The organism is Myxococcus sp. MH1, from assembly GCF_059738865.1.
On record NZ_AP026947.1, the window covers coordinates 4,693,855 to 4,717,341 of the forward strand.

The 23,487-nt window shown below is 71.0% G+C and carries 17 protein-coding genes; 12 read left to right on the top strand and 5 right to left on the bottom strand.

Annotation, left to right across the window (positions count from 1 at the left end; genetic code table 11):
* The first annotated feature begins 79 nt into the window (after positions 1-79).
* From AC6JA9_RS18920 to AC6JA9_RS18945, 6 genes are read left to right on the top strand one after another with little or no spacing between them, the layout of a single operon-like run.
* Complete coding sequence (locus tag AC6JA9_RS18920) at positions 80-808, top strand: hypothetical protein (RefSeq protein WP_223751557.1); 729 nt, start codon at positions 80-82, stop codon at positions 806-808.
* A 25-nt stretch (positions 809-833) separates the two neighbouring features.
* Positions 834-1,298 carry a hypothetical protein gene (locus AC6JA9_RS18925; RefSeq protein WP_046713319.1) on the top strand — a complete coding sequence of 155 codons (465 nt, stop codon included), beginning with the start codon at positions 834-836 and terminating at the stop codon, positions 1,296-1,298.
* Positions 1,299-1,331: 33 nt separating this feature from the next.
* Complete coding sequence (gene tgl / locus AC6JA9_RS18930; RefSeq protein WP_141326208.1) at positions 1,332-2,093, top strand: social motility TPR repeat lipoprotein Tgl; 762 nt, start codon at positions 1,332-1,334, stop codon at positions 2,091-2,093.
* A 22-nt stretch (positions 2,094-2,115) separates the two neighbouring features.
* The gene (locus tag AC6JA9_RS18935; protein WP_223751559.1) at positions 2,116-2,502 is read left to right on the top strand and encodes a helix-turn-helix domain-containing protein; all 387 of its coding nucleotides are present in this window, start codon (positions 2,116-2,118) and stop codon (positions 2,500-2,502) included.
* Positions 2,503-2,510: 8 nt separating this feature from the next.
* Positions 2,511-3,245 carry a DNA repair protein RecO gene (gene recO, locus AC6JA9_RS18940; RefSeq protein WP_141326210.1) on the top strand — a complete coding sequence of 245 codons (735 nt, stop codon included), beginning with the start codon at positions 2,511-2,513 and terminating at the stop codon, positions 3,243-3,245.
* Positions 3,246-3,279: 34 nt separating this feature from the next.
* Entirely contained in the window at positions 3,280-4,284 is a 1,005-nt protein-coding gene (locus AC6JA9_RS18945; RefSeq protein ID WP_497960347.1) for a carbohydrate kinase family protein, read from the top strand.
* Positions 4,285-4,295: 11 nt separating this feature from the next.
* Here AC6JA9_RS18945 and AC6JA9_RS18950 read toward each other — a convergent pair whose 3' ends face one another.
* Positions 4,296-5,537, bottom strand: a complete 1,242-nt coding sequence (locus tag AC6JA9_RS18950) for a hypothetical protein (protein WP_497960349.1) — start codon at positions 5,535-5,537, stop codon at positions 4,296-4,298.
* 194 nt (positions 5,538-5,731) lie between these two features.
* On the bottom strand, positions 5,732-6,241 hold the full coding sequence (locus tag AC6JA9_RS18955) for a GyrI-like domain-containing protein (protein ID WP_497960350.1): 510 nt from the start codon (positions 6,239-6,241) through the stop codon (positions 5,732-5,734).
* A gap of 54 nt (positions 6,242-6,295) precedes the next feature.
* Between AC6JA9_RS18955 and AC6JA9_RS18960 the strand changes: the two genes are divergently transcribed.
* The 5 genes from AC6JA9_RS18960 to AC6JA9_RS18980 all read left to right on the top strand — a co-directional run bounded on the left by AC6JA9_RS18960 (position 6,296) and on the right by AC6JA9_RS18980 (position 15,956).
* Positions 6,296-7,045, top strand: coding sequence for a MerR family transcriptional regulator (locus tag AC6JA9_RS18960; protein WP_426746643.1), 750 nt, complete (start codon positions 6,296-6,298; stop codon positions 7,043-7,045).
* An 84-nt stretch (positions 7,046-7,129) separates the two neighbouring features.
* A complete protein-coding gene (locus tag AC6JA9_RS18965) occupies positions 7,130-9,001 on the top strand; it encodes an OPT family oligopeptide transporter (protein WP_223751564.1) in 1,872 nt (623 codons plus the stop codon).
* 13 nt (positions 9,002-9,014) lie between these two features.
* Positions 9,015-12,896: a serine/threonine-protein kinase gene (locus AC6JA9_RS18970; protein WP_223751565.1), complete on the top strand. Its 3,882-nt coding sequence runs from the start codon at positions 9,015-9,017 to the stop codon at positions 12,894-12,896.
* A gap of 165 nt (positions 12,897-13,061) precedes the next feature.
* Positions 13,062-14,552: a hypothetical protein gene (locus tag AC6JA9_RS18975; protein WP_223751566.1), complete on the top strand. Its 1,491-nt coding sequence runs from the start codon at positions 13,062-13,064 to the stop codon at positions 14,550-14,552.
* A gap of 3 nt (positions 14,553-14,555) precedes the next feature.
* On the top strand, positions 14,556-15,956 hold the full coding sequence (locus AC6JA9_RS18980) for a serine/threonine-protein kinase (protein WP_426746641.1): 1,401 nt from the start codon (positions 14,556-14,558) through the stop codon (positions 15,954-15,956).
* A 3-nt stretch (positions 15,957-15,959) separates the two neighbouring features.
* On the opposite strand, the gene AC6JA9_RS18985 is transcribed toward AC6JA9_RS18980, so the two are convergent.
* From AC6JA9_RS18985 to glsA, 3 genes are all read right to left on the bottom strand, one after another.
* On the bottom strand, positions 15,960-17,378 hold the full coding sequence (locus tag AC6JA9_RS18985) for a sigma 54-interacting transcriptional regulator (protein WP_223751568.1): 1,419 nt from the start codon (positions 17,376-17,378) through the stop codon (positions 15,960-15,962).
* A gap of 423 nt (positions 17,379-17,801) precedes the next feature.
* Positions 17,802-18,998 (bottom strand): porin, encoded by a 1,197-nt coding sequence (locus AC6JA9_RS18990; RefSeq protein ID WP_223785774.1) that lies wholly within the window; start codon positions 18,996-18,998, stop codon positions 17,802-17,804.
* A 256-nt stretch (positions 18,999-19,254) separates the two neighbouring features.
* The gene (glsA, locus tag AC6JA9_RS18995; protein ID WP_497960353.1) at positions 19,255-20,418 is read right to left on the bottom strand and encodes a glutaminase A; all 1,164 of its coding nucleotides are present in this window, start codon (positions 20,416-20,418) and stop codon (positions 19,255-19,257) included.
* A gap of 259 nt (positions 20,419-20,677) precedes the next feature.
* On the opposite strand from glsA, the gene AC6JA9_RS19000 reads away from it, so the two are divergent.
* Positions 20,678-23,482 (top strand): aminotransferase class I/II-fold pyridoxal phosphate-dependent enzyme, encoded by a 2,805-nt coding sequence (locus AC6JA9_RS19000; protein WP_497960355.1) that lies wholly within the window; start codon positions 20,678-20,680, stop codon positions 23,480-23,482.
* The last annotated feature ends 5 nt before the right edge of the window (positions 23,483-23,487 follow it).

Sequence of the window (23,487 nt, forward strand, 5' to 3'; positions counted from 1 at the left end):
GTGCGCCTTGTCCCGGTCCCCAGGGTGCGCTAAGCGTTGCAAGTGCCCGGGAATGTTGGAGATTCCGAGGAGTGAACCCATGCATCGTCCCTTTTCGCGCGCGGCGCTCGTCGCCACCCTGGTGGCGCTGGCCCCGCTGAGCACCCTGGCGGGTTCCGTCTATCTCAACGGCGTGTTGATCGACGGCGTCACCAACCAGAAGTTCGAGAAGGCCACCGTCCGCATCGACGAGTCCGGCAACGTCCACATCGAGGCGGCGGGCTACCGCGTCTCGACGGTGACGACGCCCGCTCCGGCGGCTCCCGCCCAGGCCGCGGTCCCCACGCCGAGCGCCGCGCAGGCCGTCCCCGCGGGTGGCGCCGCCACGGCGGCTCCGGCGGCGCAGGCGGTACCCACGGCGGGGATGGCCTCGGCGCAGCCGACGGTGGCCGCGGCCACCCAGCCGACGCGCATCACCCAGCGCTACTGGCTGGTGACGGAGCAGACGGTGCCCGGGATGACGGAGTACGACATCGACGTGTACGTGAACTCCCGGTGGCTGCGGAAGCTGCGCGGCAACGAGGACCAGGTGGTCGCGGACATCACCCAGCACCTCAAGCCCGGGGCGAACCAGGTGATGCTGATGGCCCGGAAGATTTCCACCGGTTCCAAGCGCAGCGATTCGCCCAAGCACCTGTTCCGGGTCATCATTGGCGAGGGCAACGAGGGCGGTGGCAACGTGATGATCGACAACCCGCTCATCCGCTTCCAGACGTCGGCGGCGGAGTCGAAGGACATCACGCAGGAGTTCACCCTCACCACGCGCTGAGGGGCGAGACTCTCGGAGACACGACGTGTTCAACCTGGATGAGCGCTACCGCGGCCTTCCCGCGACGCGCGAGCAGATCCTCGCGCTGCACACCTCGCTCAACACGCCGCACGTGGCCATCCCCGGCAAGCAGGCCGGGCCGGCGCAGGCGTTCGTCGTGGGGCTGCGCGGAGGGCAGGGCGCGGCCGTCTTCGTGTACCTCTACCTGGCGGAGGCCGAGGACTGCGCGGTGTACCTGTCCGGCCGCCGCAACACGACGGCGGACGAGTACCGCGAGGACGAGTCGGACGCGCTCGCCTTCGTCGAGTCGCTCGGCTTCATGATGGATGACGCCAACTGGCGCGGTCAGCCCCCGGAGCAGCAGGACGAGTGGCTCAAGACGCTGCCGGTCTTCTTCAAGGACCCCACGCTGGTGCCCGCGGTGAAGGCTCGCGCCGAAGAGAAGAAGAACGTCACCACCACCCTGGGCCGCTTCCTCGCGGCCTTCTGAGTCTTGCTCACCCCCGTCGTCGAGAACCGCCCCATGCTCCGCTTCGCCTCCGCGTTCCGCCCACTCGCGCTCGTGCTCGCGCTCGCCGGCTGTGCCCATGTCCCCACGGAGAAGGAGCGCCGCAAGGCGGAGATCCACTACGACCTGGCGCTCCAGGCCCAGCAGCAAGGCCACGTCCAGGACGCGCTGCGCGAGCTGCAGGTGTCGCTGGAGAGTGATCCCGACTATCCGGAGGCGAACAACGCCATCGGCATCCTGCTGCACCTCGTCTTCGCGCGCCCGGCCGAGGCCATTGGCCACTACGAGCGCGCGTTGAAGGTGCGTCCCACCTTCTCCGAGGCCCGCACGAACCTGGCCAACGTGCACCTGGACCAGGGGCGCTACGACGAGGCCATCAAGCTGTACGAGCAGGTCCTCAACGACATGCTCTACGTGACGCCGTACATCGCGCAGGGCAACATGGGCTGGGCCTTCTACAAGAAGGGCGACACGCAGCGGGCCGTGGGGAGCCTCAAGGCGGCGGTGACGACCAACCCCGGCTTCTGCATGGGCTACCGCAACCTGGGCATCATCTTCGACGAGACGGGCAAGCTGGACGAGTCGTGCCGTAACTTCTCCCGCTACCGCGAGAACTGCCCGGACGCGGCCGATGCCCACATGCGCGAGGGCGTGTGCCTGGCGAAGCAGGGGCAGGCGGAAGGGGCCCGGCAGGCCTTCTCCACTTGCGAGGCCAAGGCGAAGGCGGGAGAACAGGAGCTGAAGGACGACTGCCGAAGGCTGCTCGAAAAGCTCTAGTCTTCTGCTATCTGGGCGCACCGTGGACCACGTCGACTTCGGCAAGTACCTCAGCCAGCAGCGGGAGCTTCGAGGCATGTCTCGCGAGGATGTCGCGCGAGAGACCAAGATTCCCCCGACGCTCATCGCCGCGCTCGAGGCAGGGCAGGTGGAGCGGCTGCCCTCGCGCATCTTCGTGGTGAACTACATCAAGGCCTACGCCCAGGTGATTGGCCTGTCCCCCGAGGAGGCCATCCTCCGGTACGAGGAGGTGGACCGCTCGGTGCCGGCGCCGTCGCCCGCGCAGCTGGAGCAGGAGCGCCGCAAGCGAGCCTACGTGGGGTTGTCCGTCCTCCTGGTGGCCCTGGCGCTGGGCCTCTACGTGTTCCTCGTGCTGAGCGGGAAGCTTCCTTCTCCGCTCGCGCGTTGAATGACGCCATGGAGCGCTACGACGACGATGCGCTCGTGCTGTCCACCGTGGACTACGGCGAGTCGGACCGGCTCGTCACGCTGCTGACGCGCGAGCATGGGAAGCTGACGGCCTTCGCCGCGGGGGCGCGCAAGAGCAAGCGGCGCTTCGCGGGCGCGCTGGAGCCGTTCATGCGGCTGCGCGTGCACATCGTCGAGACGCGCGGCTCCACGGTGCGGCTGGACTCCACGGACATCGTCGCCGGGTACTACGCCGCGCGCGAGGACCTGTCGCTCATCGCCCGGGCCCTGTACGCGGTGGAGCTGTGCCGCGAGCTGACGCGCGACCACGAACCGCACCCGGAGCTCTTCATCCTGCTCGAGGGCTACCTGGGCCGCCTGGATGCGAAGGAGGCGGGGCCCACGTCGCTCCTGGCCTTCGAGCTGGCGGCGCTGGCCCACGCGGGCCTGATGCCGCGCTTCGATGCGTGCTCGCTGTGTGGCGGAGCGCCCGGTGAGCGGCCCCGGTTCGACCAGGCGCACGGGGGCGCGGTGTGCGAGCCGTGCAGCGCCCGTGCTCGGGAGGCGGTGCTCGTCCCGTCCGCGCTGCTGTCCGGGCTGCGAGCGCTCCAGGAAGGGGCCCGCACGCCGCTTCCCGCGGACCTTCGTGCCCGCGCGCGCGGACTGCTCAACGTCTTCATCGCCCACCACCTGGGACGACGCCTCAAGAGCGTGGACTTCATGGCCCAGGTGGGGCTGGACTGACGCGGGTCCGAAGCCGTCACACGAGAGGGGTCACATGAGCGAGGGGCAGGAGTCGCCGCTGGACGTGGTGTGCTTCGGTGAGACGCTGGTGGACTTCCTTCCCTCCGAGCAGGGCAAGCGCGTGCGCGACGTGCCCGCGTGGCACCCGTGTCCCGGTGGCTCTCCCGCCAACGTCTCCGTGGGGCTGGCGAGGCTGGGGCTGAAGCCGGCGATGCTCGGCGTGGTGGGCTCGGACGAGTTCGGCCACTTCCTCAAGGACAGCCTGTCCCGCGAGGGCGTGGACGTGAGCCACCTGCGACAGACGACGGAGGCGCGCACCGGCCTGGTGTTCATCTCCCTGGATGCGAAAGGGGAGCGCAGCTTCACCTTCTTCCGCACCCGCTCCGCGGAGTTCCTCCTGGGGCAGACCGACGTGGACGCGGACTTCCTGCTGCGCGCCCGCGCGGTGCACTGCGGCTCCAACTCCCTGCAGCGTGAGGATGCCCAACTGGCGACGGTGCGGATGCTCGGCCTGGCGCGCGAGGCGGACCGCATCGTCAGCTGTGATCCGAACCTGCGGCTGCACGCGTGGGAGGAGCCCACGCAGCTCAAGACGCTGCTCGCGCGGATGCTGCCGCTGTGCACCGTGGTGAAGCTGTCCGAGGAGGAGATCGGCTTCGTCACCGGCACGGAGTCCCCCCAGGAGGCGCTCACGCGACTGTCTGGCATGGGCGTGAGGCTGCCGGTGGTGACGCTCGGCGAGCGGGGCGCGCTGTTTCGCTGGAAGGGCGAGGACGTCCACGTGCCGGCGCCTCGAACCCGGGTGGTCGACACCACGGGCGCGGGGGATGGCTTCGTCGCGGGGCTCCTGCACGGGCTGGTGCGCTGGTACGGCGGCACCCGTGCGCTGGAGTCCGCCACGCGCGAGGAGCTGGTGGTGCTGGCGACCTTCGCGTGCGCCGTGGGGGCGCGGGTCGTCGAGAAGCCCGGCGCGGTGGAGGGCCTGCCACGCGCGGAGGAGCTCTCCTCGGTGTGGCCCTCCCGACCTGACGCTTGCTGAGCGGTTCGCGTCTACTCCGGCGACACGCGCGTCAGGAACGAGTCCGTGGGCGACATCCCCGTCACCGGACCCGAGCCGAAGTCCAACGTGCCGAGCAGCCGTCCCCACAGGACGACATCCCGTCGGCCCGCCGTGGCGACGCGCATCGCGGACTGGTTGCGCAGGTCGCCGAAGCCTCGGCTCCACCAGGTCTCGCCGTCACGACCGAGCTTCACCACGTAGACATCATCGCCTCCCGCGCTCGTCAGGGGCCCGTCACCGAAGTCGATGCGGCTGGTGAACGTGCCCGTCACCACGGGGCTGCCCAGGGGGTCGACGTCCACGTCGTAGGCCCAGTCGAACCCGGCCCCGCCGAAGCTCCGGCTCCAGCGGTTGTTGCCATCACCGTCGAACGCGGAGACGAACACGTCACCGTCCGCGCTGAAGAGCGGTCCGCCGCCATGGTTCACCGTGCCGATGAATGCGCCCGTCGCGACGACCTGGCCCTGAGGGTCCGCGGCCAGCCGCCAGAGCGTCTGGCTCCGCAGCTCGCCGTAGCCCTTCGCCCAGAGGGGCAGGCCATGCGCGTCCAGCTTCATCACGTAGACGTTGAAGCCCGGCGTCGTGAGCCAGGGCATGCCGGCGACCGACAGCACGTCCAGGAAGCCGCTGCTGAGGTAGAGGTTGTCCTGGGCATCCAGCGCCAACGACGTGAGCGCGGTGGCCGTGCCCGCTTCGTATTGGCTGTGCCAGACGAGGGCACCGGTGTCTCCGGCGAGCCTCGCGACGAACTGATTCAGCGCACCCGTCCCGGGTATCGGTCCGGTGCCGTAGTCGATGAAGCGCTCGAAGTATCCGCTCACCAGCACGTCGCCGTTGCTCGCCGTGACGAGCGAGCCCGTCTGCTGCTGTCCGCCGTCCCCGAAGCAGCGGCTCCAGACGTGCGTGCCCTGCGCGTCGAACTTCGCCAGGAACGCGCTCGGGACGCCCGGCTCACCACGGCAGGGCAGGGGACCTCCACCGAAGTCGAGCGAGCCCCAGTAATCCCCCGTGATGACGATGTTGCCCGCGCCATCCACCGCGAGGCCCGTGGCCTGCTGGTAGTTCTCGTCACCGAAGCGCCTCGCCCAGAGGGGCTGACCGCTCGGGTCGAACCGCGCCACGAGGATGTCCCACGACGACGTGGCCACGAACGCCACCTGTCCGCTCGACTGCACCGCCACGTCCCCGAAGCCCTCGATGCCTCCGTACGTGGAGGTCCAGGGGGCCGGCACAAGCTCACTCGCTCCGAGCAGCTCCCGTTGTCCGACGGGTAAGCGCTCCGTCACCTCCGACTCGCCCGGCGCACCGCAGGCCGGCACCAGGCTCAACAGCAACAGGGAGGATGAAGGTCTGAATGTCGAGCTCATGCGGACAGGCTAGGAAAGCGCTTCCGCACGAGGCAAGCCAGCGTGTCCAGGCTCGACGCTCACCCATTCCTGGGCGACTTGCTGGCGAGCAAGGGCCGCAGGATGTCGTAGTCGAAGCGCTCGTAGGGGGGCGTCACCCGCTGTCGGCGACGCTCGTAGCGCTCCAGACAGTCCGCTCCCACATCCGTCTTCCGCTCTTGCGCCGTCTCCCACTGCGCGAGCCCCATGTACGCCGCGTCGATGGCGGATGCCTCGCCCAGCGCCGTCGCCAAGGCGTACTCGCGCGGAGGAAGCTCCCGACCGTCCATCCCTTCGGGAACGGAGCCGAGGTGACGGACCTGGACGCAGACGCTGTACGTGTAGACACCGTCGACGCTCTCCTTCAGGTGGTCGCTCTCCGGGAACACGCCGTAGAGCACGTCCGGATTCACGGCGTTGGGAATGGAGCCCAGGCGCGCGACGAGCTCGAGCCACGCCAGGGGGACGCGGTGGCTCAGCTCGCTGCGGCGCCCCACGACCTTGAGGCCGACCAGGCACAGGCCACCCAGGGAGACGATGGAGATGTTCATGCGGCCATACCCTGCACCTTGAACCTGGTTGAAGCTCCAGGAGAATGTCGTCGCATGCTGTCGATTTCCCAGTTCTCCGAACGCTGTGGCATCTCCGCGAGCGCCCTGCGCTTCTACGAGCGCAAGGGCCTGCTCGTCCCCGCCGGGCGGCAGGAGAATGGCTACCGCGCGTATTCGCCCAAGCAGGTCGCGGAGGCGCGCTTCCTCGGGAGCCTTCGCGCCGCGGGCATCCCCCTGCGCGCCATCCGCGACTTCCTCCGCAAGGACGTCCGCGCGAGAGAGGCGATGCTGTCCTCATGGCGCCAGGAGATGGCCGCGAGGCTGCTCTCGCTCCAGGTCGCGAACCAGTACCTGCGCGGCCTGACACCCGAGCGCCCCCCGCTGCATCTGGAGCACTGGAACGAGCCTTCCGTCCTTGTCTGGTTTCCCGCGAGCGCCGACGAGGCGCCGCTCCCGTTCCGCGCGGAGGTGGCCTCCAGGAAGCGGGCCCTCCAGCAACGGGGAGTGCCGGTGCTCACCGGTGGCTATGTGAGGACGCTCGACTCCCAGGATGGGACGCTGTCGGGGGAGGTCGGGTTCCGCATCAAGGCGAGCAGGCGGACTCCCGCGGGGGCGCGGCGTCAGGAGGTCCCGCCCACGCTCTTCGCCACCTTGGAGTGCGGCCTGCGCGACGACGTGGCCGCGCACCGCGTGTTCCGCTTCCTCGACGAGCTGGGCTTCCGTCCAGGCTCACTCCACCTGGAGCGTTACCTTCCCGGAACGCCGGACCGCTACCTGCTCATGTTGGCCGTGCAGCGTCGCTGAAGCCTCCCGGTCACCGCGTGTCCACCTGGAAGCGACGGGAGGGGCTCGTGCGGAAGAGGGCGGGGTGGAAAGATGGAGAGGCCCATGGCTTTGTCCCCCCCTCAAGCATCGCCCGAGGCAACGGCGCCTCCGCGCTCGCCGTCCGCCGCGTCATTGACCCTGCTGAGCATCCCAGGGGACTCGCCCGAGGCGACGGATTCGTACTGGCTGGAGCATGTGTACCAGGGAGACCGACTGCCGCAGCTCACGCTGCGCTCGGTGCTGTTGGGCGCGGCCATCGGTCTGGTCACCTGTGCCACCAACCTCTACGTCGGCCTCAAGACGGGCATCGTCTTCGGTGTCGCCATCACCGCCGTGCTGCTCGCGCAGGGCGCCCATGGATTGTTCCGGCGCCTGGTGCCCGGCATCGCGGGCGCGCCGCTGTCTCCGCTGGAGACGTGTAATGCGCAGGCGGTCGCCTCGGCCGCGGGCTATGCCACCGGTGGCGCGCTCGTGTCCGTGCAGGGCGCGTGGCTCGTCGTCACCGGACACCATCCCTCCGGGCCGATGCTGCTCGCGTGGACCTTCTTCCTGTCCGCGCTCGGTGTCCTGTTCGCCGTGCCCTTCAAGCGACAGCTCGTGGACCATGAGCAGCTGCCCTTCGCTTCCGGCACCGCCGCGGCGACCACCATCCGCGCCATGCATGGCACGGATTCGGAGGCGTCCTCCCGGTTGCGGCTGCTCGGAGGTGGCGGGCTCTTCTCCGGACTCGTCACGCTGGCACGCGATGCGTGGGGAAAGCTGCCTGTCTCCGTGCCCTTGCCGGGGACCTGGCGTGGACTCACCCTGGAGCGCCTGGGCTTCGGACTGGAGCTGAGCCTGCTGCCCATCGGCGCCGGCGTGCTGCTGGGGCCGCGCATCACGACGTCGATGCTGCTGGGCGCGGTGCTCATCCACGGCGTCGTCGCGCCCCGCGTGTTCGCCTCGGGCGTGGTCGACGCGAAGGAGGGGAGCTACCTCGAGTGGAGCCTGTGGCCCGGCACCGCCGCGCTCGTCGTCGGCTCGCTGCTGCACTTCCTGCTCCAGGGCCGTGTCGTGGGTCGTGCCCTCCGCGGTGTCCTCTCCCGAGCGCCCGGAAGGCCGCATCCGGTGGATGCGCTGCAGGTTCCGCGAAGCTGGTTGCTCACGGGGCTCGTCGTGCTGACGCCCGCGTCCGTCGCCGTGGCGTACGTCGGCTTCGGGGTTCCCGTGGCGCACGGAGCGCTCGCCGTGGCGATGTCCTTCGCGCTGTGCCTCATCTCCTGTCGTGTCACCGGTGAGACGGACTCGACGCCGGTGGGCGCCCTGGGGCAGGTGACGCAGGTGACCTACGGAGTGCTGCTGCCGAACCAGGTGCAGGCCAACCTCGCCACGGCGGGCATCACCGTGAACACGGCATCGTCGTCCGCGGACCTGCTCACCGACTTGAAGACGGGACACCTGCTGGGGGCCCATCCCCGTCGCTTGTTCCTCGCGCAGTTGATCGGCTCGGGCATCGGCGCGCTCGCGGTGGTTCCGCTGTTCTTCCTGCTCGTGCCGAACGCGGAGGCGCTGGGCGGCGAGCGCTTCCCCGCACCCGGTGTCTTCAGCACGGCGGGTGTCGCGCGCATCCTCGCCTCGGGCCTCGACAGCCTGCCGCCGATGACCCGCGCCGCGGTCGGGTGGGCCTCGCTCCTGGCGGCGCTCCTCGTGCTCGCCGAGCGACTGCTCCCCGCACGGTGGGGCCGGTGGATACCTTCGCCCCTGGGCATGGGGTTGGCTTGTCTGCTGCCCGCGTCGTACGCGCTCGGCTTCTTCCTGGGCGGCGTCATCTCCGGAGTCGTGAGCTACGTGAAATCCACGACAGCCGAAGGGCGGGTGGTGACGCTCGCGGCGGGCTGCATCGCGGGCGAGGGGCTGGTGGGCGTCGCCATCGTCCTGTCGCAGTCGCTCTGGTAGCGTCTCCTCATCGATGCGCTGCCTGAACTGTCACCGTCGCCTTGCTCCGGGCGCGGCTTGTCCCGTGCACGGCGCGAGTGTTCCAGGCGGCTCGCTCGCCGGGACACTGACGCTCACGGACGTGCCGGGCGTGCGCGGCGCCGCGCCGCTGGGGCGTGGTGGCTTCTCGCAGGTGTTCACCGCGTATCGCGACTCGGATGGTCGCGAGGTGGCGCTCAAGGTCGGGCATGGGCCACATCACGAGCGCTTCGCGCGCGAGGCCGCGGCGCTGCGGCGCGTGGGGGCTCCCATCGTCCCGGAGCTGCTGGAGCACGGCGTCGCGCGCGGACGACCGTTCCTGGTGATGGAGCACCTGCACGGGCAGACGCTCGCGGCGTGGATGGCGGCGCTGCCGGGCACAGGCGCCGCGTCGCTGCCGCGCGTGCGGGAGCTGCTCCGTGGCTTGTGCTCGGCGCTGGAGCACATGCACGCGGCGGGCGTGGCGCACCGCGACCTCAAGCCGGAGAACATCTTCCTGCGCGAGGGCGGCGCGCTGAGCCTCCTCGACCTGGGGCTCGCGCGCTTCCACGACCTCGAGGACCCGGACGACGCGGACGCGCTCCCGCCCGGAGTGACGCCCGCGGGGCAGCGGCTGGGCACGCCGTTGTACATGGCTCCGGAGCAGTGTCTGGACGCGCGTCTGGCCAGCACGCCCGCCGACATCTACTCGCTGGGCATCGTCCTCTTCGAGCTGCTCACGGGCGCGCCGCCCTTCGTCGGCAGCCCGGAGCAGATCCGCCACGGACACGTCAGCCTGCGCCCGCCGAAGGTCTCCGAGCGCGCGGAGGTCCCCGCCGCGCTCGACGATGTCCTCCGCTCCTGTCTGGCCAAGTCGCCGCTGGAGCGCTTCGCCAGGGCCCCCGACGTGCTCGCGGCCTTCGACGCCGCATGTCGCGCCACCACCGCGCTCGGCCCCGTCGCGCCGGGCGAGGCCGTGTCCCCGCAGCAGCCGCTCTCGTCGGGCGCGGGGCCTCGGCAGGTGGCGCTGCTCGGGCTCCACACACCGCTGGCGTTGGACGCGGTGAAGGCCGCCATCGAACCGCGCGGCGGGCTCATCGCGCGCGTGAGGCCCGGTGGCTACGTCATCGCCTTCGCGGAGTCGCTCACCGCCGAGGCGAACGTGCGCGCGGGCGCGCTCGCCGCGAGGAAGCTGCTCGAGGAGTCGGAGGCCTCGGCCGTGCTCCATCTGGCGGAGCTGCACGTGCGCGTCGGTGCGTCCACGTTGCGATTGGCGGGGGCCGCGCTGGACTCGCCCGCGGACTGGTGGCCGCAGACATGGGTGCCCGGTGAGACGCGCGTCACGGAGGCCGCGGCCGCGCGCCTGGACTCCAGCGCCACCGAGGCCGTGGGCCGCGACACCGCGAGCCTCCTGGACTCCACCTCGGACGTGGGGCGGCTGAGACTGCTCGACAGCGCGGCGTCCAGCGCCTCCTCCGAACCGCCTCCGCTCTTCGGCCGCGAGGACCTGCTGGAGTCGCTGGCGAAGGAGGCGTTCCGCAGCCTCTCGGAGAGCGTCCCGGGCTTCTCGGTCGTCACCGCGGACGTGGGGCTCGGCAAGTCGCGCGTCATCGAAGCGCTCGCCGCGCGGTTGGAGTCGAGCGGCCAGGCCCAGGTCATCCGCTTGCGCGCCACGGCTCCGGACGTCCGATCGCCGGAGGCGCTGCTCGAGACCCTGCGCGCCGCTCTCGTCGACGGGCCCTCGCCGCTGCCCGAGTCCCCCAGGACCAGCGGCGTCCCGCTCGCGGACGCACGTCACGCGGCGGCGCGCTGGCTCGCCGAAGCGCTTCGTCACCGCGCTCGCGAGCTGCCCCGGGTGTTGCTGCTGGATGATGCGCACCTGGCGGACCCGACGACGCTCGACGCGCTGGAGGTCGCCACGCTCACGGGCGCGTCCGCGCCGCTCTGGGTCTGCGTCGTCGCTCGACCGGCGCTGCTCGGCCTGCGGCCCCACCTGGGCGAGCGCAGCGCGAGCGCCGCTCGACATGTCCTGCCGCCGCTGCCTCCCGAGGCCAGTCGCGCGCTGATGCTGCACCTGCTGCGTCCCGCCGAGCACATCCCGGAGCCGGTGCTCGCGCGATTGGAGCAGCTGGCCCAGGGCGTGCCGCTGTCGCTCGTGGAGCTGGCCGTGGCCCTGCGGACCGCAGGCGCGCTGAGGGCCTCGCCCGGGGGCGGTTGGTACATCGCCCCGGACGCGCTGCTCGACGTGTCCGTGACGCCGCTCTTCCAGCGGCTCGCCAGTCGCGCGCTGGATGGACTGCCGGATGCGTACGGCGGGCTCGCGCGACTGTGCGCGGTGCTCGGCACGGAGCTGGAGGTCGAGCGCGTGGACGCGGCCTTGCGACACCTCGGGCCCGCGGAGGAGGGCGTGGGCATGGCCACCTCCCTGGACGCGGGCGCGGGCCTGCAGCGTCTGGCGCGCGCGGGGCTCCTCAGGCCCGTGGGCCTGGGCCGCTTCGCGTTCCGTCACCCCTTGCTGCGCGAGTCCATCGAAGCGCTCCTGCCTCCGGTGACTCGGCGTGCGCTGCATGCCGCCGCGCGACTGGCGACCACCGGGGATTCACCCGTCGAACGTCATCGTCGCGCCCTCCACGCCGCGGCCTGCGGCGCGCACGACGAGGCCGCCACCGCGTTCCTCGTGTTGGCCGAGGAGTCACGCCGCGCGCACCGCTCCGTGGAGGCCGAGCAGCTCTACACCCGCGCGCTCGCGCTGCTGCCGGACCGCGACTCCGAGCAGCGGGCACGGGCTCTCGCGGGACGAGGACGCGTGCGCCATCGCCTCCAGCGCTTCCACGAAGGGCTCGGTGACCTGGCCGCCGCGCGCGCCCTGGCGGAGGTCCGCGGCGACAAGGCCCTGTGCGTGGACCTGCTCCTGGAGGAGGCCACCGCGCGCGACTGGATGGAGGACGTGGAGGGCTCGACGCTCTGTGCTCGCGAGGCGCTGGAGCGCATCGAGCAGCTCGACGACCCGCGCCTGTCCCTGCGCTGCACCCTGGCCCGAGGACGGTTGCACGTGCGCCAGGGGGAGTGGGGCAATGCGGCCCGCATCCTCGACTCCGTCATCGAGGGCGCAGAGCGCGCCAGGGAGCACGAGACCCTGGTGGTGGCCCTCACCATGCTGGGCTCGTCGCTGACGTTCCTCGAGCGCACGGAGGAGGCCGCGTCGCGCTTCGAGGAGGCCCTGGCCCGCTGCGAGGCCGCGGGCGATGCGCTGCACCTGGCCGCCACGCTCATCAACCGCGTGCTCCTGTGGCTGGGGCAGGGCGATGTGGCGAGGATGGAGGAGGACCTGCGGCGCGCGATGGGCCTGGGACGCGAGCTGGGACACGCGCAGGTGGAGCGCTGGTCCACCTTCAACCTCGCCGAGGTGCTCTACATGCAGGGGCGCCTGCAGGAGGCGCTCCCGTTGGCGCGCCGGGCCCATGAGCTCGGCGTGCGCTTCTTCCTCGAACATCCGGTGCCCGTGGACGCGCTGCTGCTCGCGCGCATCGGCGTGGCGCTCGGCGATTGGGAGGAGGCGTCCCGCCAGCTGCGCTGGATTGAGTTCCATTGCCCGCCCGCCTCGCTGCCGCCCACCGCCGTCATGCGCAAGCTGGTTGAGCTCCAGGTGCGCGAGGCCGAGCGCGGAGGCGGAGTGCACGAGTCGCCCGCATGGACGGCGCTGGAGGACGAGGCCCGCGAGCTGGCCTCTCCCGACGAGAAGGCGGAGCTGCTGCTCCAGGCCGCCCACTCCGCCTTCCGCTCCCGCCTCCCGGACGAAGCCCGCACGTGGCTGACCCGCGCCGAGAGCGCCATCGCCTCCGCTCCGCTCTGGCGGACCCGCTGGGAGGCCCTGCGCGACACGGTGGGGCGGGTGTAGCGCGGGACGTCACAAACCCGCCGGGGAGTGACCTCCCACGCTACAGCGGACGACCTCCCAGGGCGGTTTCCCGCCGGCAAGGTGACGGGCGGCGCGGCTGGCCTGGAGCGTGCTTCAGTGGGGGGGTATTTCTCCAATTTCATGTTTTTCACTGGAGGAGCGTCCATGGGTGTCACTGTCCGTCGCGCCCCGTCGGGTGTCGTGTCCTTGCTGTTGTTGGCCCTGGCCGGCTGTGGGGGAGGGAGCAGCGTGCCCGTCGCCGACGCCCCGACGTCCGACGTCGGGGAGAGCCGGGCGGAGATTCGCATCGCGAACTCGCTGTCCACGGATGCGCTGGTCCTCAACGCCCTCTCCACCAACGCGCTGGCCAACCGGATGTTGGCGACGCAGAAGCTGCAGGACCTGTTCAGCGCATCGGGAGGGGACGCGTACATCCGCAAGCAGCTGCATGATCCGGATGCCCAGACGTTCATGAGCTACCTGGTGAGCTGCGCGCTGGGGCCCAACCAGGTGCTCTGGTACTACAACCCTCGCGGGCCGACGCCGGGCGCCAACCTGTGGCAGGGCAAGGCGGGCCTGTGTACGTCGTGGCTGACGTCGGCCCCGACGCCCGATTGCCTCAACCGCGTCTCCGCGTGCCTGCTGGCGCGCAACAACGCGTTCGGCCGCCGCGTGGAGCTGTCCATCCGCGGCGAGGTCTCCGGCAACCCGAGCATCTTCTACCTGGAGCCGGTGTCGCGGCCGGCGGAGTACGACCCGACCACGGCGACGAAGCTGCCGAGCTTCGAGGGCTGCCATGAGGGCGAGACGGGCGCGCAGCGCGACTGCGGGTGGACGCCGGACGGTATCGGCTCCTGTCTGCCCGGCTCGCAGGTCTGGGTCGGGGCGGGCGGCGCCGTCTCCTGCCCGGGGCCGACGCTGGGGGCCTCGACCGGCGGGCGCATGGCGCTGCGGGTCTGCTCGGGCGTGGTGGGCTGTGGCTCCGCCAGCGACACGGCGCTCGGCGAGTCGGAGTCCAGCTGCTCCGGCACGGGGCCGGTGGTCGGCTTCACCTGCCCGGCGGAGGGATACTTCAGCGTGATGACGGCGCCGTATGACAGCAACGACAGCGGCGTCGCGAGCGTGGCCGCGGACTCCTCCGAGCTGGCGGCGTATCCGCTGGCGGAGGCCGAGGTCTTCGGCGTTCGCGAGGGCGCCTTCTACGGCAACATCTTCGACTCGAAGGCGCTGGCCACGCAGGTGTACGTGGAGGAGGTCCGCCAGGGCGACATCACGCGCTATCGCGTGGTGGGAGATGACGCGGTGGTGGATGGTGCCATCTACAAGCGCATGTACTCCTGTTACGACCCGCAGTGGAGCAACGGCGCGGCGTACTCCTCGTACCGCGTCTGCGCGCTGCCCGGCACCGGCGCCAACTGCGCGTCCACGGTGGCGGGCCCCTGCTGGGGGAGCGCGACGAAGGGCGAGGGGCGGTGTGAGATCGACGATGGCCCGGAGGTGCCGGGGGATGGCGACTACGAGCGGTGCAGGGATCCGTTCGGCGGTCTGTGGAGGGAGCCGGTGACGACGTTCCTGCATGACGCCTGCGGCCCGGTGAAGGGTGAGCGCGCGCTCAAGCTGTGCTCGCGGACGATTCGCACGAGCAAGGAGCGCTAGTCGATGACGAGCGGAGGCGTGGAGGCCCTCTACGGTGAGGAGCTGCGGCCCGGCGCGCTGGTGGGGCGCTGGGTCGTGGAGCGTGTCCATTACCGGGGGCCGGTCTCCACCCTCTATCGGGCGCGGGATGCGACGAGCGGGACGCTCGCCGCGCTCAAGGTCCTGCAGTCGTCGGCCTTGTCCACGGACACCGCGCTGCGCCGCTTCCGACGGGAGGCGGCGACGCTCCAGCGGCTGAGTCATCCGCACATCGTCCAGGTGCTCGACCATGGCGAGCTCCCGGAGGGCCGGCCCTTCATCGCCATGGAGTGGCTGGAGGGCCGCGACCTGGCCGCGGAGCTGTCCGCGCGAGGGCCCCTGTCCTCACGTGAGGCGCTGGAGGTGCTGGAGCAGGTGGGCGCCGCGCTGGGCGTCGCGCACGCGGCGGGCGTGGTGCACCGGGACCTCAAGGCGCAGAACGTGATGCGCCTGTCCGGCGGGGGCGAGGCCCCGTGGGTGAAGCTGGTGGACTTCGGCGTGGCGAAGGCGCTGACGCCAGGGGTTCCCGGGGCCTCGTCGCTCACGCACACGGGCGTCGCCCTGGGCACGCCGCTGTCCATGGCGCCCGAGCAGATCCGCGGTGAGGTGCCCGACGCGCGCACGGACCTGTATGCGCTGGGCGTGCTCCTGTTCCAGCTCGTCACCGGGCAGCCGCCGTTCCAGGGCGCCACGCGGCACGAGGTTGAGGAGCAGCACCTGCACGCGCCACCCCCCAGGCCCACCGAGCGCGCGCCCGTGCCCTCGGGGCTGGATGACGTGGTGTCGCGCTGCCTGGCCAAGACTCGCGAGGAGCGCTACCCGGACGTGGCCCTGTTCCTGGAGGAGCTGCGTCGAGCGGTGGGGGGCGTGGGGCCTCGCGCGAACCCGGGCCACGCGGTGGCGCTCTACGCGGAGGCCCGCATGTCCCACGCGCCCGACTCGACGAGCCTGGAGCGCATGGACTCCCTGCTGGAGCGCACGGGCCTGGTTGCCCGCGAGGTGGGGCTGGAGGTGCGGCTGGAGGGGAGCGGCTGTCTGATGGCGCTGGCGCCGCTGCCCGATGACGCGGCCTCCGAGCGCGCCGTGCGCGAGCGCGTGCTGGCGGCGGCGCTGTCCCTCCTGGAGCAGGAGGGGGCGCGAGACCAGGACGCTCGCGAGACCGCGTCCCCGGTCCGCCTGGCCATCACCGTCCACGTGGACCAGCTGCCGGGCGCGGAGGGCCGCGTGGGCGCGAGCCTGTTGCACCTGCCGGGCTGGGTGGCGGACGCGACGGACGGAGGGCTGGTGGCCACCGAGTCGGCGCTGAGAGGGCTGGAGTCCGGCTTCCTCGCGGCGCCGTTGCCCGGTGGCGGGGCCCTCTGGTCCCGCGTCACCGGACGGCGGTGAGGCTCACGGCTTGATGCCGTGCCGGCGCAGCAGCCGGTAGAGGTGCACCCGGTCCATGCCCGCGGTGACGGCGGCCTGGGCCACCTTGCCCTGGTGCTTCTCCAGGAGCGCGCGCAGGTAGCGGCGCTCGAAGTCGTCGACGGCGCGGCGGCGCTGGTCGGCGTAGGGCAGGGTGGGGTCCACCTCCATGGGGTTGCCCGAGCGCGACTCGTCCTCGGTCAGCTCCACCGCCTCCTCGAAGACGAGGCAGCGCTCCAGGTAGTTGCGCAGCTCGCGCACGTTGCCGGGCCACGCCGCGTAGCGCAGCCGGGCCAGGAAGTCCGGCGTGCGCAGGGACGCGGTGCGCTCCTTGTCCGCGCCCAGCGTGCCCAGGATGCCCTCCACCAGCAGCGGCAGGTCCTCGGGCCGCTGACGCAGGGGGGGCAGGGCGATCCTCAGCACCGCGAGGCGGAAGAAGAGGTCGGAGCGGAAGCGCCCCGCGTTCACCTCCGCGCGCAGGTCTCGGTGCGTGGCCGCCATCAGTCGCACGTCCACCGGCTGGTACGTGTTGCTGCCGACGCGGCGGATCTCCCGGTTCTCCAGCACGCGCAGCAGCTTGGGCTGCAGCTCCGCGGGCAGTTCGCCAATCTCGTCGAGGAAGACGGTGCCGCCGATGGCCTCCTCGAAGACGCCCGCCCGGCGCTGGAGCGCGCCGGTGAAGGCGCCCTTCTCGTGCCCGAACAGCTCGCTCTCCAGGAGGTGCGCGGGGATGGCGCCGCAGTCCACCACCAGGAAGGGGCCGTCCTTGCGCCGGCCCGCCTCGTGGATGGCCTGGGCCGCCTGGCTCTTGCCCGTGCCCGTCTCGCCCTCCAGCAGCACGGTGACGTCGCGCGACGCGGCGCGCTCCATCATCGCGAAGCACACGCGCATGGCCACCGACGCGCCCACCAGCGTCCCGAAGCGCGTGCTCTCCGACACCGGCAGCCGGTTGTTCTCCGCGCTGAAGTCGAAGCGCAGCACCACCCGGCCCAGCCGCAGCAGCGAGCCGCTGCGCAGCACGCCCTCCATCACCAGGACGCCGTCCAGGATGACGCCGTTGAGGCTGTCCAGGTCGCGCACCTGCGGCCCCTTGGGCCCGATGCGAATCTCGCAGTGGAAGCGCGACACGGTGGAGTCATCCACCGCGAAGTCGTTGAGCGGATGCGAGCCCACCGAGCACGTGTCCGCCGTGGACTCCCACGTGCTGCCGGACTGGGGGCCTTCCACCACCGTCAGCCGGAAGCGGCGCACGGTGGAGGCGTCATACGCGCGGCGGCCCTGCTCGTAGGGGAGCGTGACGTGGAGCGCCTCGTCGCCGGAGTCCCGTGCCTCGACCTTCCAGACCGGATCACTCTTCACGTCGGGAATCGGAGGTGGTGTGCGGGCCCGGTCGGAAGCAGACATGAGCTTCAAGATACCATGGCCACGTGACGCGAAGTTCCGGTCGTCCATCCTGTCCCATCCGTCAGGTTGCTCCGTGAAAGCCCCCGCGGAGGCCCGGCTCGGTCTGTCTCCCGGCCGGGCCCCGCGTCCCCCCTCTCCGCCCCCCGGCCCCCCTGCTGCACGGAGCGCACGGTCGTGGTGGGTTGCGCCCGACCGTGTGGCAGTCCACGACAATGCAGCGGGTGTGCCGTTCCACCCTCACCCTGGGGTCACTCCCGCCCTCGAGACAGGGGCGTAGCCTGGAGGGTTACAAATCCGGCCCGCCTGTAGCGTGGGGCGCTACAGGTGCGGGCCCTGCCGTCGATGGGGCGCCTGGCGGCGGCGTCTCCTGGCCATCGACAGGCGCACGGCATGCGCCGCCTGGATGCTCGCAAGACGGGGGCGCTAGAACGCCAGGTTGAGCTGCAGGGTGATGAGCTGCGAGGTGCCGGGGTCCTTCGGAATGACGACGGAGGCGTCCTCCGCGCCGTTGGCGGCTTCCTGGTGGGCAATCTGGTAGCGCAGCTTGAACGCCAGGTGCGGCGCGTTGACGAACCAGGCGAGCTGGGCCTCGCCGATGTAGAGCAGGTCGTCGTCCAGGTCGAAGCTCGGGTTGAGGTAGCTCAGGCGCACGCCCACATCCACGGTCTTCTTGTAGACGACGTAGTCCGCCTGCACCCACGCGCCGAAGCTGGAGAAGTTGCGCGCGTTGTTCATCGGGTCGACGCGGCTGATGTACGCCTCGCCGAAGAGGCTGAAGCGCCGCGCCTGGATGAACAGGTCCACGCCGCCGGTGACGAAGCGGCGCTCACCCTCGCGCAGGATTTCGAAGACGCCGGACTCCGGGTTGAAGTTCTCCTTCACCTGGGAGACGTCGCCGGCGGCCCCCTGCAGCGTGAAGGACACGTTGAGTGGAGGTGGCTCCTTGTCGCCGGACATGATGTACGGCAGCTCGCCGTAGCCGGGCTTGCCCATGGGGGAGAAGGTGGCGCGCGCGTTGAGCTGATACTTGTCGGACTCGGAGCGGACGCTGCGCAGCGGAGAGCCGCCGTAGACGCCGACGTAGTACTCCAGCCGGTCCATGGTCCCGAAGAACGTCACGCCCTTGTCGCGACCGGTCCAGTAGTAGTTGGCGATGGTGGAGAACTCGGGGAAGAGGATCTGCTGCGGGCCCCAGGACTCGTGACGGCTCAGCGGGGTGTACTGTTGGCCCGCGCGCACGCCCAGCTCGTCCCAGGGTTGGATCTCCACCAGCGAGTCGAGCAGGTACAGCGGCGGGTCCGCCAGCTCCAGCGACGTCCAGAAGCGAATCCAGGGGCGGAAGACGTTGCCGCGCATGATGGGGCGCAGGAACGAGAAGGCCGTGCGGGACTCGGCCTTGCCATCCAGGAAGACGGGCTCGAGCTTGTAGCCGGCCTGCAGCCCGATGCCGAGCAGGTAGTTCCCGTCCTCGGACTGGACGTGGAAGCCGTTCTTCTCATCATAGCCTCCGGTGATGGTGGGCTTGTCGTCGTCCTTCTTCTCGTCCTGCGCGTGACTCTCCGTCGGGGCGAGCAGTCCGCTCACGCCCGCCACCACCGCCGCCACTCGTATCCAGCGCATGCCCTGTTCCCTCGAATGAGCGCGGTCCCCAAGCGAGGCGACTCGCCAGGGGCCGAGCGGCACGGTGGGCATGCGGCTGGAGGGCGCCAGTCGGGGGCGTCGTGCGCTATCCGCGAGCGGACGGCGGGCGCGGCGCGACGATGGCTGACGGACAGCGGCCTCGCCCTCGTGGACGGGGCTCATCGAACACGCAACGTGAGAGGGCGCCCCTCCCTCGTGATGGGAAGAGGCGCCCGCGAACCACGGCGGCGAGGGTCTATGGCGACGGAGGCGTCTTCTGCTCCGCGCCGTCGCGGCCCGCGCCACCGGTCCCCATCGTGCCCGCGCCGCCAGGCGTGGCGGCGTACAGGTTGTCACCCAGCGAGTTCACGACATGGGTGATGGCGCGCTGGGCTCGCACGCTGTTGCCCGCCTTGTCGAGCGGCGGGGAGAAGGCCGCGATGGCGTAGCGGCCCGGCACCACGGCGACGATGCCACCGCCCACGCCGCTCTTCGCGGGGACGCCGGCCTGATAGAGCCACTCGCCGGTGTTCTCATACAGACCATTGGTGGCCATCAGCGCCAGGGTGCGCCGCGCGGTGTCCGGGCTGATGACCCGCTCACCCGTGACGGGGTTGATGCCACCGTTGGCGAGCGTGGCGCCCATGGTGGCCAGCTGCCGGGCCGTGACGTTGACCGAGCACTGCCGCGTGTAGAGGTCGAGCGCCTGCTCGCGCGGAGAGCCGAGGACGTCATAGGACTCCAGCAGCGCGGAGATGGACTGGTTGCGCGTGTTGGTGGCCGTCTCCGACTTGTAGACCTCCTCGTTCACGGAGAGCGGCTCGCCCGCGAAGGCGTTGAAGTTGCCGCTGATCTTCCTCCAGCGCTCGTCGGGCGTCTTCGCGGGAATCAGGCTCACGGAGGTGATGGCGCCCGCGTTGACCAGCGGATTGCCGGCGCGGTGGTCCTCGTTCATCTCGATGGCGACGATGGAGTTGAACGGCTGCCCGGTGGCGTCCACGCCAATCTTGTCCTCGACCTTCTTGGCGCCCACCTCCTCCATCAGCCGCGCCAGCGTGAAGGGCTTGGAGAGCGACTCGATGGGGAAGGGCGAGGCGGCGTCGCCGGCGGTGTAGATCTTCCCGTCGACGGTGACGAGCGCGAGGCCGAAGAGGTTGGGGTTCACCGTGGCCAGGTACGGGATGTAGTCCGCGTTCTTGCCTTCCTTGTTCCCCTTGAACTGCGTGTGGGCCTTCTGGAGGGCCTGCTGGATGTCCGTCTCGGACGGCATCGCCTCGTCTCCCGGGGAGGGGCGGGCGGTCGTCTGGGACGCGGCGGGCTTGGACCTGGGCGCCGCGCCGAGCGCGACACCGGGGCCCGCGAGGGCCAGCAGACATGTGGAGAGCAACCAGCTTCTGCGACCGCGACTTGCGAGCTTCATGTCATCTCCTCCCAGCGACGTGGGCGCCCGCGAGCGCAGGCTGCTGGCGCGTCGGCTTCGGTGGTTGAGGAGTGGGGGCCGCCCGGCCGCGCGGCAACGCCGGGAGCGCACGAGCGAAGAGGCCCTCGCGTCCATGCGTGGGCCCAGGAACCCTCCCCGCCGTCCGGGCTTCGCGTCGATGACGTGGCGCCTACCTTGTCCGACGTCGAGTCGCACGGCGCTCCGCCCGTGCCCGTCGACGAAAGGAGGGCGTGCCGCCATGGCGGAGCCCCTGAGCTCGCTGGAGTCCGGTGTCCAGGCACACCTGTTGTCCGCGGTCTTCAATCCCGAGCAGGTCCGACTGGACGTGTGGAACCGGCTGCGGGAGGAGGTGACGCGGCTGGAGGCGCGGCACGCCGAGGGGCAGGTGTCGCCCGAGCACATGGAGCAGGTGCTCTCGCTCTTCGCGGAGGTGCACCCCATCGAGCGGCTCTTCGTGTTCCCGGGCGAGGCCCGGCTGCAGAGGCTGGCGGAGATGGCGCGTCGGCACGACGTGGAGGAGCTGGCCGAGGAGGTGCGTCGGCTGGTGGGCCTGTTGAGCCTGCATCGCGACCGCGCCTGTCTGCTCACGGACCTGGATGGGACGCGCGCGGCGGCGCCGGAGGGCTCGCACTACTTCACCACGCTGGTGGTGGATGACATGGCGGCGGCGGACTTCGAGCGGGTCCACCGCGGGATGCTCGAGGCGCAGCGCGGGGAGCACCAGTTCCTCTACGAGCTGCTCCAGGTGCGCTCGGTGGAGGACGCGCTGGTGGCGGTGCTCGTCAACGACGACGTGCAGGTGTGCGTGGTGCGGCAGGACCTGCCGCTGCGCTCGCGCTCGCCCGTGAAGCAGCTTCGCTCCACGCTGGAGCCCATCCTCGCGGAGGCGGAGCGCAACGGCGACGAGGCGGGGCTCGTGGTGGCGCGCTGGGTGCGGCGGCTGCGTCCACACCTCAACGTCTACCTCATCACCGACGAGTCCCTGGTGGGGCGGGAGATGCACACCGAGCGCCTGTTCGACCGCGTCTTCTACCGGTACGAGTCCGCGCACGAGCTGAACGTCACGGTGGTGGACGGCGTGCGCGAGCGCTACCGGACGCCGTTCTTCGACGCGCTCAAGCACTACGCCTCGCGGCCCATCGGCAACTTCCACGCGCTGCCGATTGCCCGAGGCCACTCGGTGTACAACTCGCGCTGGCTGCGGGACATGGGGGAGTTCTACGGGCCCAACCTGTTCATGGCGGAGTCCTCCTCCACCGCGGGTGGACTGGACTCCCTGTTGGAGCCGACGGGCTCCATCAAGCAGGCGCAGGAGAAGGCGGCCAAGACGTTCGGCGCGCAGCAGACGTTCTTCGTCACCAACGGCACGTCGACGGCGAACAAGATCGTCCACCAGACGCTGCTCCAGCCCGGTGACGTGGTGCTCATCGACCGCAACTGCCACAAGTCGCACCACTACGGGCTGGTGCTGGCGGGCGCGCACACGGTGTACCTGGATGCGTATCCGGTGCGGGAGTTCGCGATGTACGGCGGCGTGGCGCTGAGCACGCTGAAGGCGAAGCTCCTGGAGCTGAAGTCCGCGGGGCGGTTGGACCGGGTGAAGCTGGTGGTGTTGACCAACTGCACCTTCGACGGGCTCGTCTACCACCCGGAGCGGGTGATGGAGGAGCTGCTGGCCATCAAGCCGGACCTGGCGTTCCTCTGGGATGAGGCGTGGTTCGCCTACGCCACGTTCATGCCGCTGGCGCGTCAGCGCACGGCGATGCGGGCCGCGCAGAAGCTGGCGGAGCGGCTGCGCAGCCGCGCGTTCCGCGAGGAGTACCGGGCGTGGCGTGCACGGCGCGGAGACGGGGACGCGGTGGCGGGGGCCCGCGCGCTGGAGGAGCGACTGCTGCCGGACCCGGACAAGGTGCGCGTGCGCGTGTACGCGACACAGTCCACGCACAAGTCGCTGTCGGCGTTCCGTCAGGCCTCGATGCTGCACGTCTGGGACGAGGACTTCGAGCGCCGCGCGGCCGCGCCGCTGACGGAGGCGTACTTCACGCACATCACCACGTCGCCGAACCACCAGCTCGTGGCGTCGCTGGACCTGGCGCGCCGACAGATGGACCTGGAGGGCTTCGCGATGGTGAAGGAGGCCTACCAGCTGGCGATGCGGATGCGCGAGCGGCTGCGCGAGGACCCGCTGCTGCATCGATACCTGCGGCTGCTGGACGCGGAGCAGATGGTGCCGGAGGTGTTCCGGAGCTCGGGGTTGAACCGCTACGTGGGGCCGGGCTCGGCGGGCGTGGACGAGATGACGCGGGCGTGGGCGCAGGACGAGTTCGTGCTGGACCCGACGCGCCTGACGCTCTTCACCGCGCTCACCGGGCGCAACGGGTTCGAGTTCCGGAGCAAGGTGTTGATGGAGCGGCTGGGCATCCAGGTGAACCACACGTCCATCAACACGGTGCTGATGAACGCGACGATTGGCGTGACGTGGGGCTCGCTGTCGTTCCTCCTGGACGGGCTCCGGCACGAGGCGGAGCGACTGGAGGCGACGCTGGCGCAGGCGACGGGCGCGGAGCGCAGGCTGTTCGACGCGAAGGTGCGCGCCATCACCGAGGAGCTGCCGCCGCTGCCGGACTTCAGCGGGTTCCATCCGGCGTTCCAGCCGTCGGGCGGAGTGGGGGAGGGCGACTTGCGCAGCGCCTTCTTCCTGGCGTACCGCGAGGAGAACGCGGAGTTCGTGACGTTGCCGGAGGCCGCGCAGGCGCTGGACTCGGGGCGGCGGCTGGTGTCCACGCGCTTCGTGGTGCCGTATCCGCCGGGCTTCCCCATCCTGGTGCCGGGGCAGGAGGTGAGCCCGGGCATCGTGGAGTTCATGCGGAAGCTGGACGTGAAGGAGGTCCACGGCTACCGGCCGGAGCTCGGGTTGAGTGTCTTCACGGAGGACGCACTGGAGCGCGCCGCGAGCACCCCGGCACCGGAGGTCCCCGATCCCCGTACGCGCGGCCCACGCCACGCGCCGGGCCACAACGGGTCCACGCCCGCGACGCACTGAGCGCG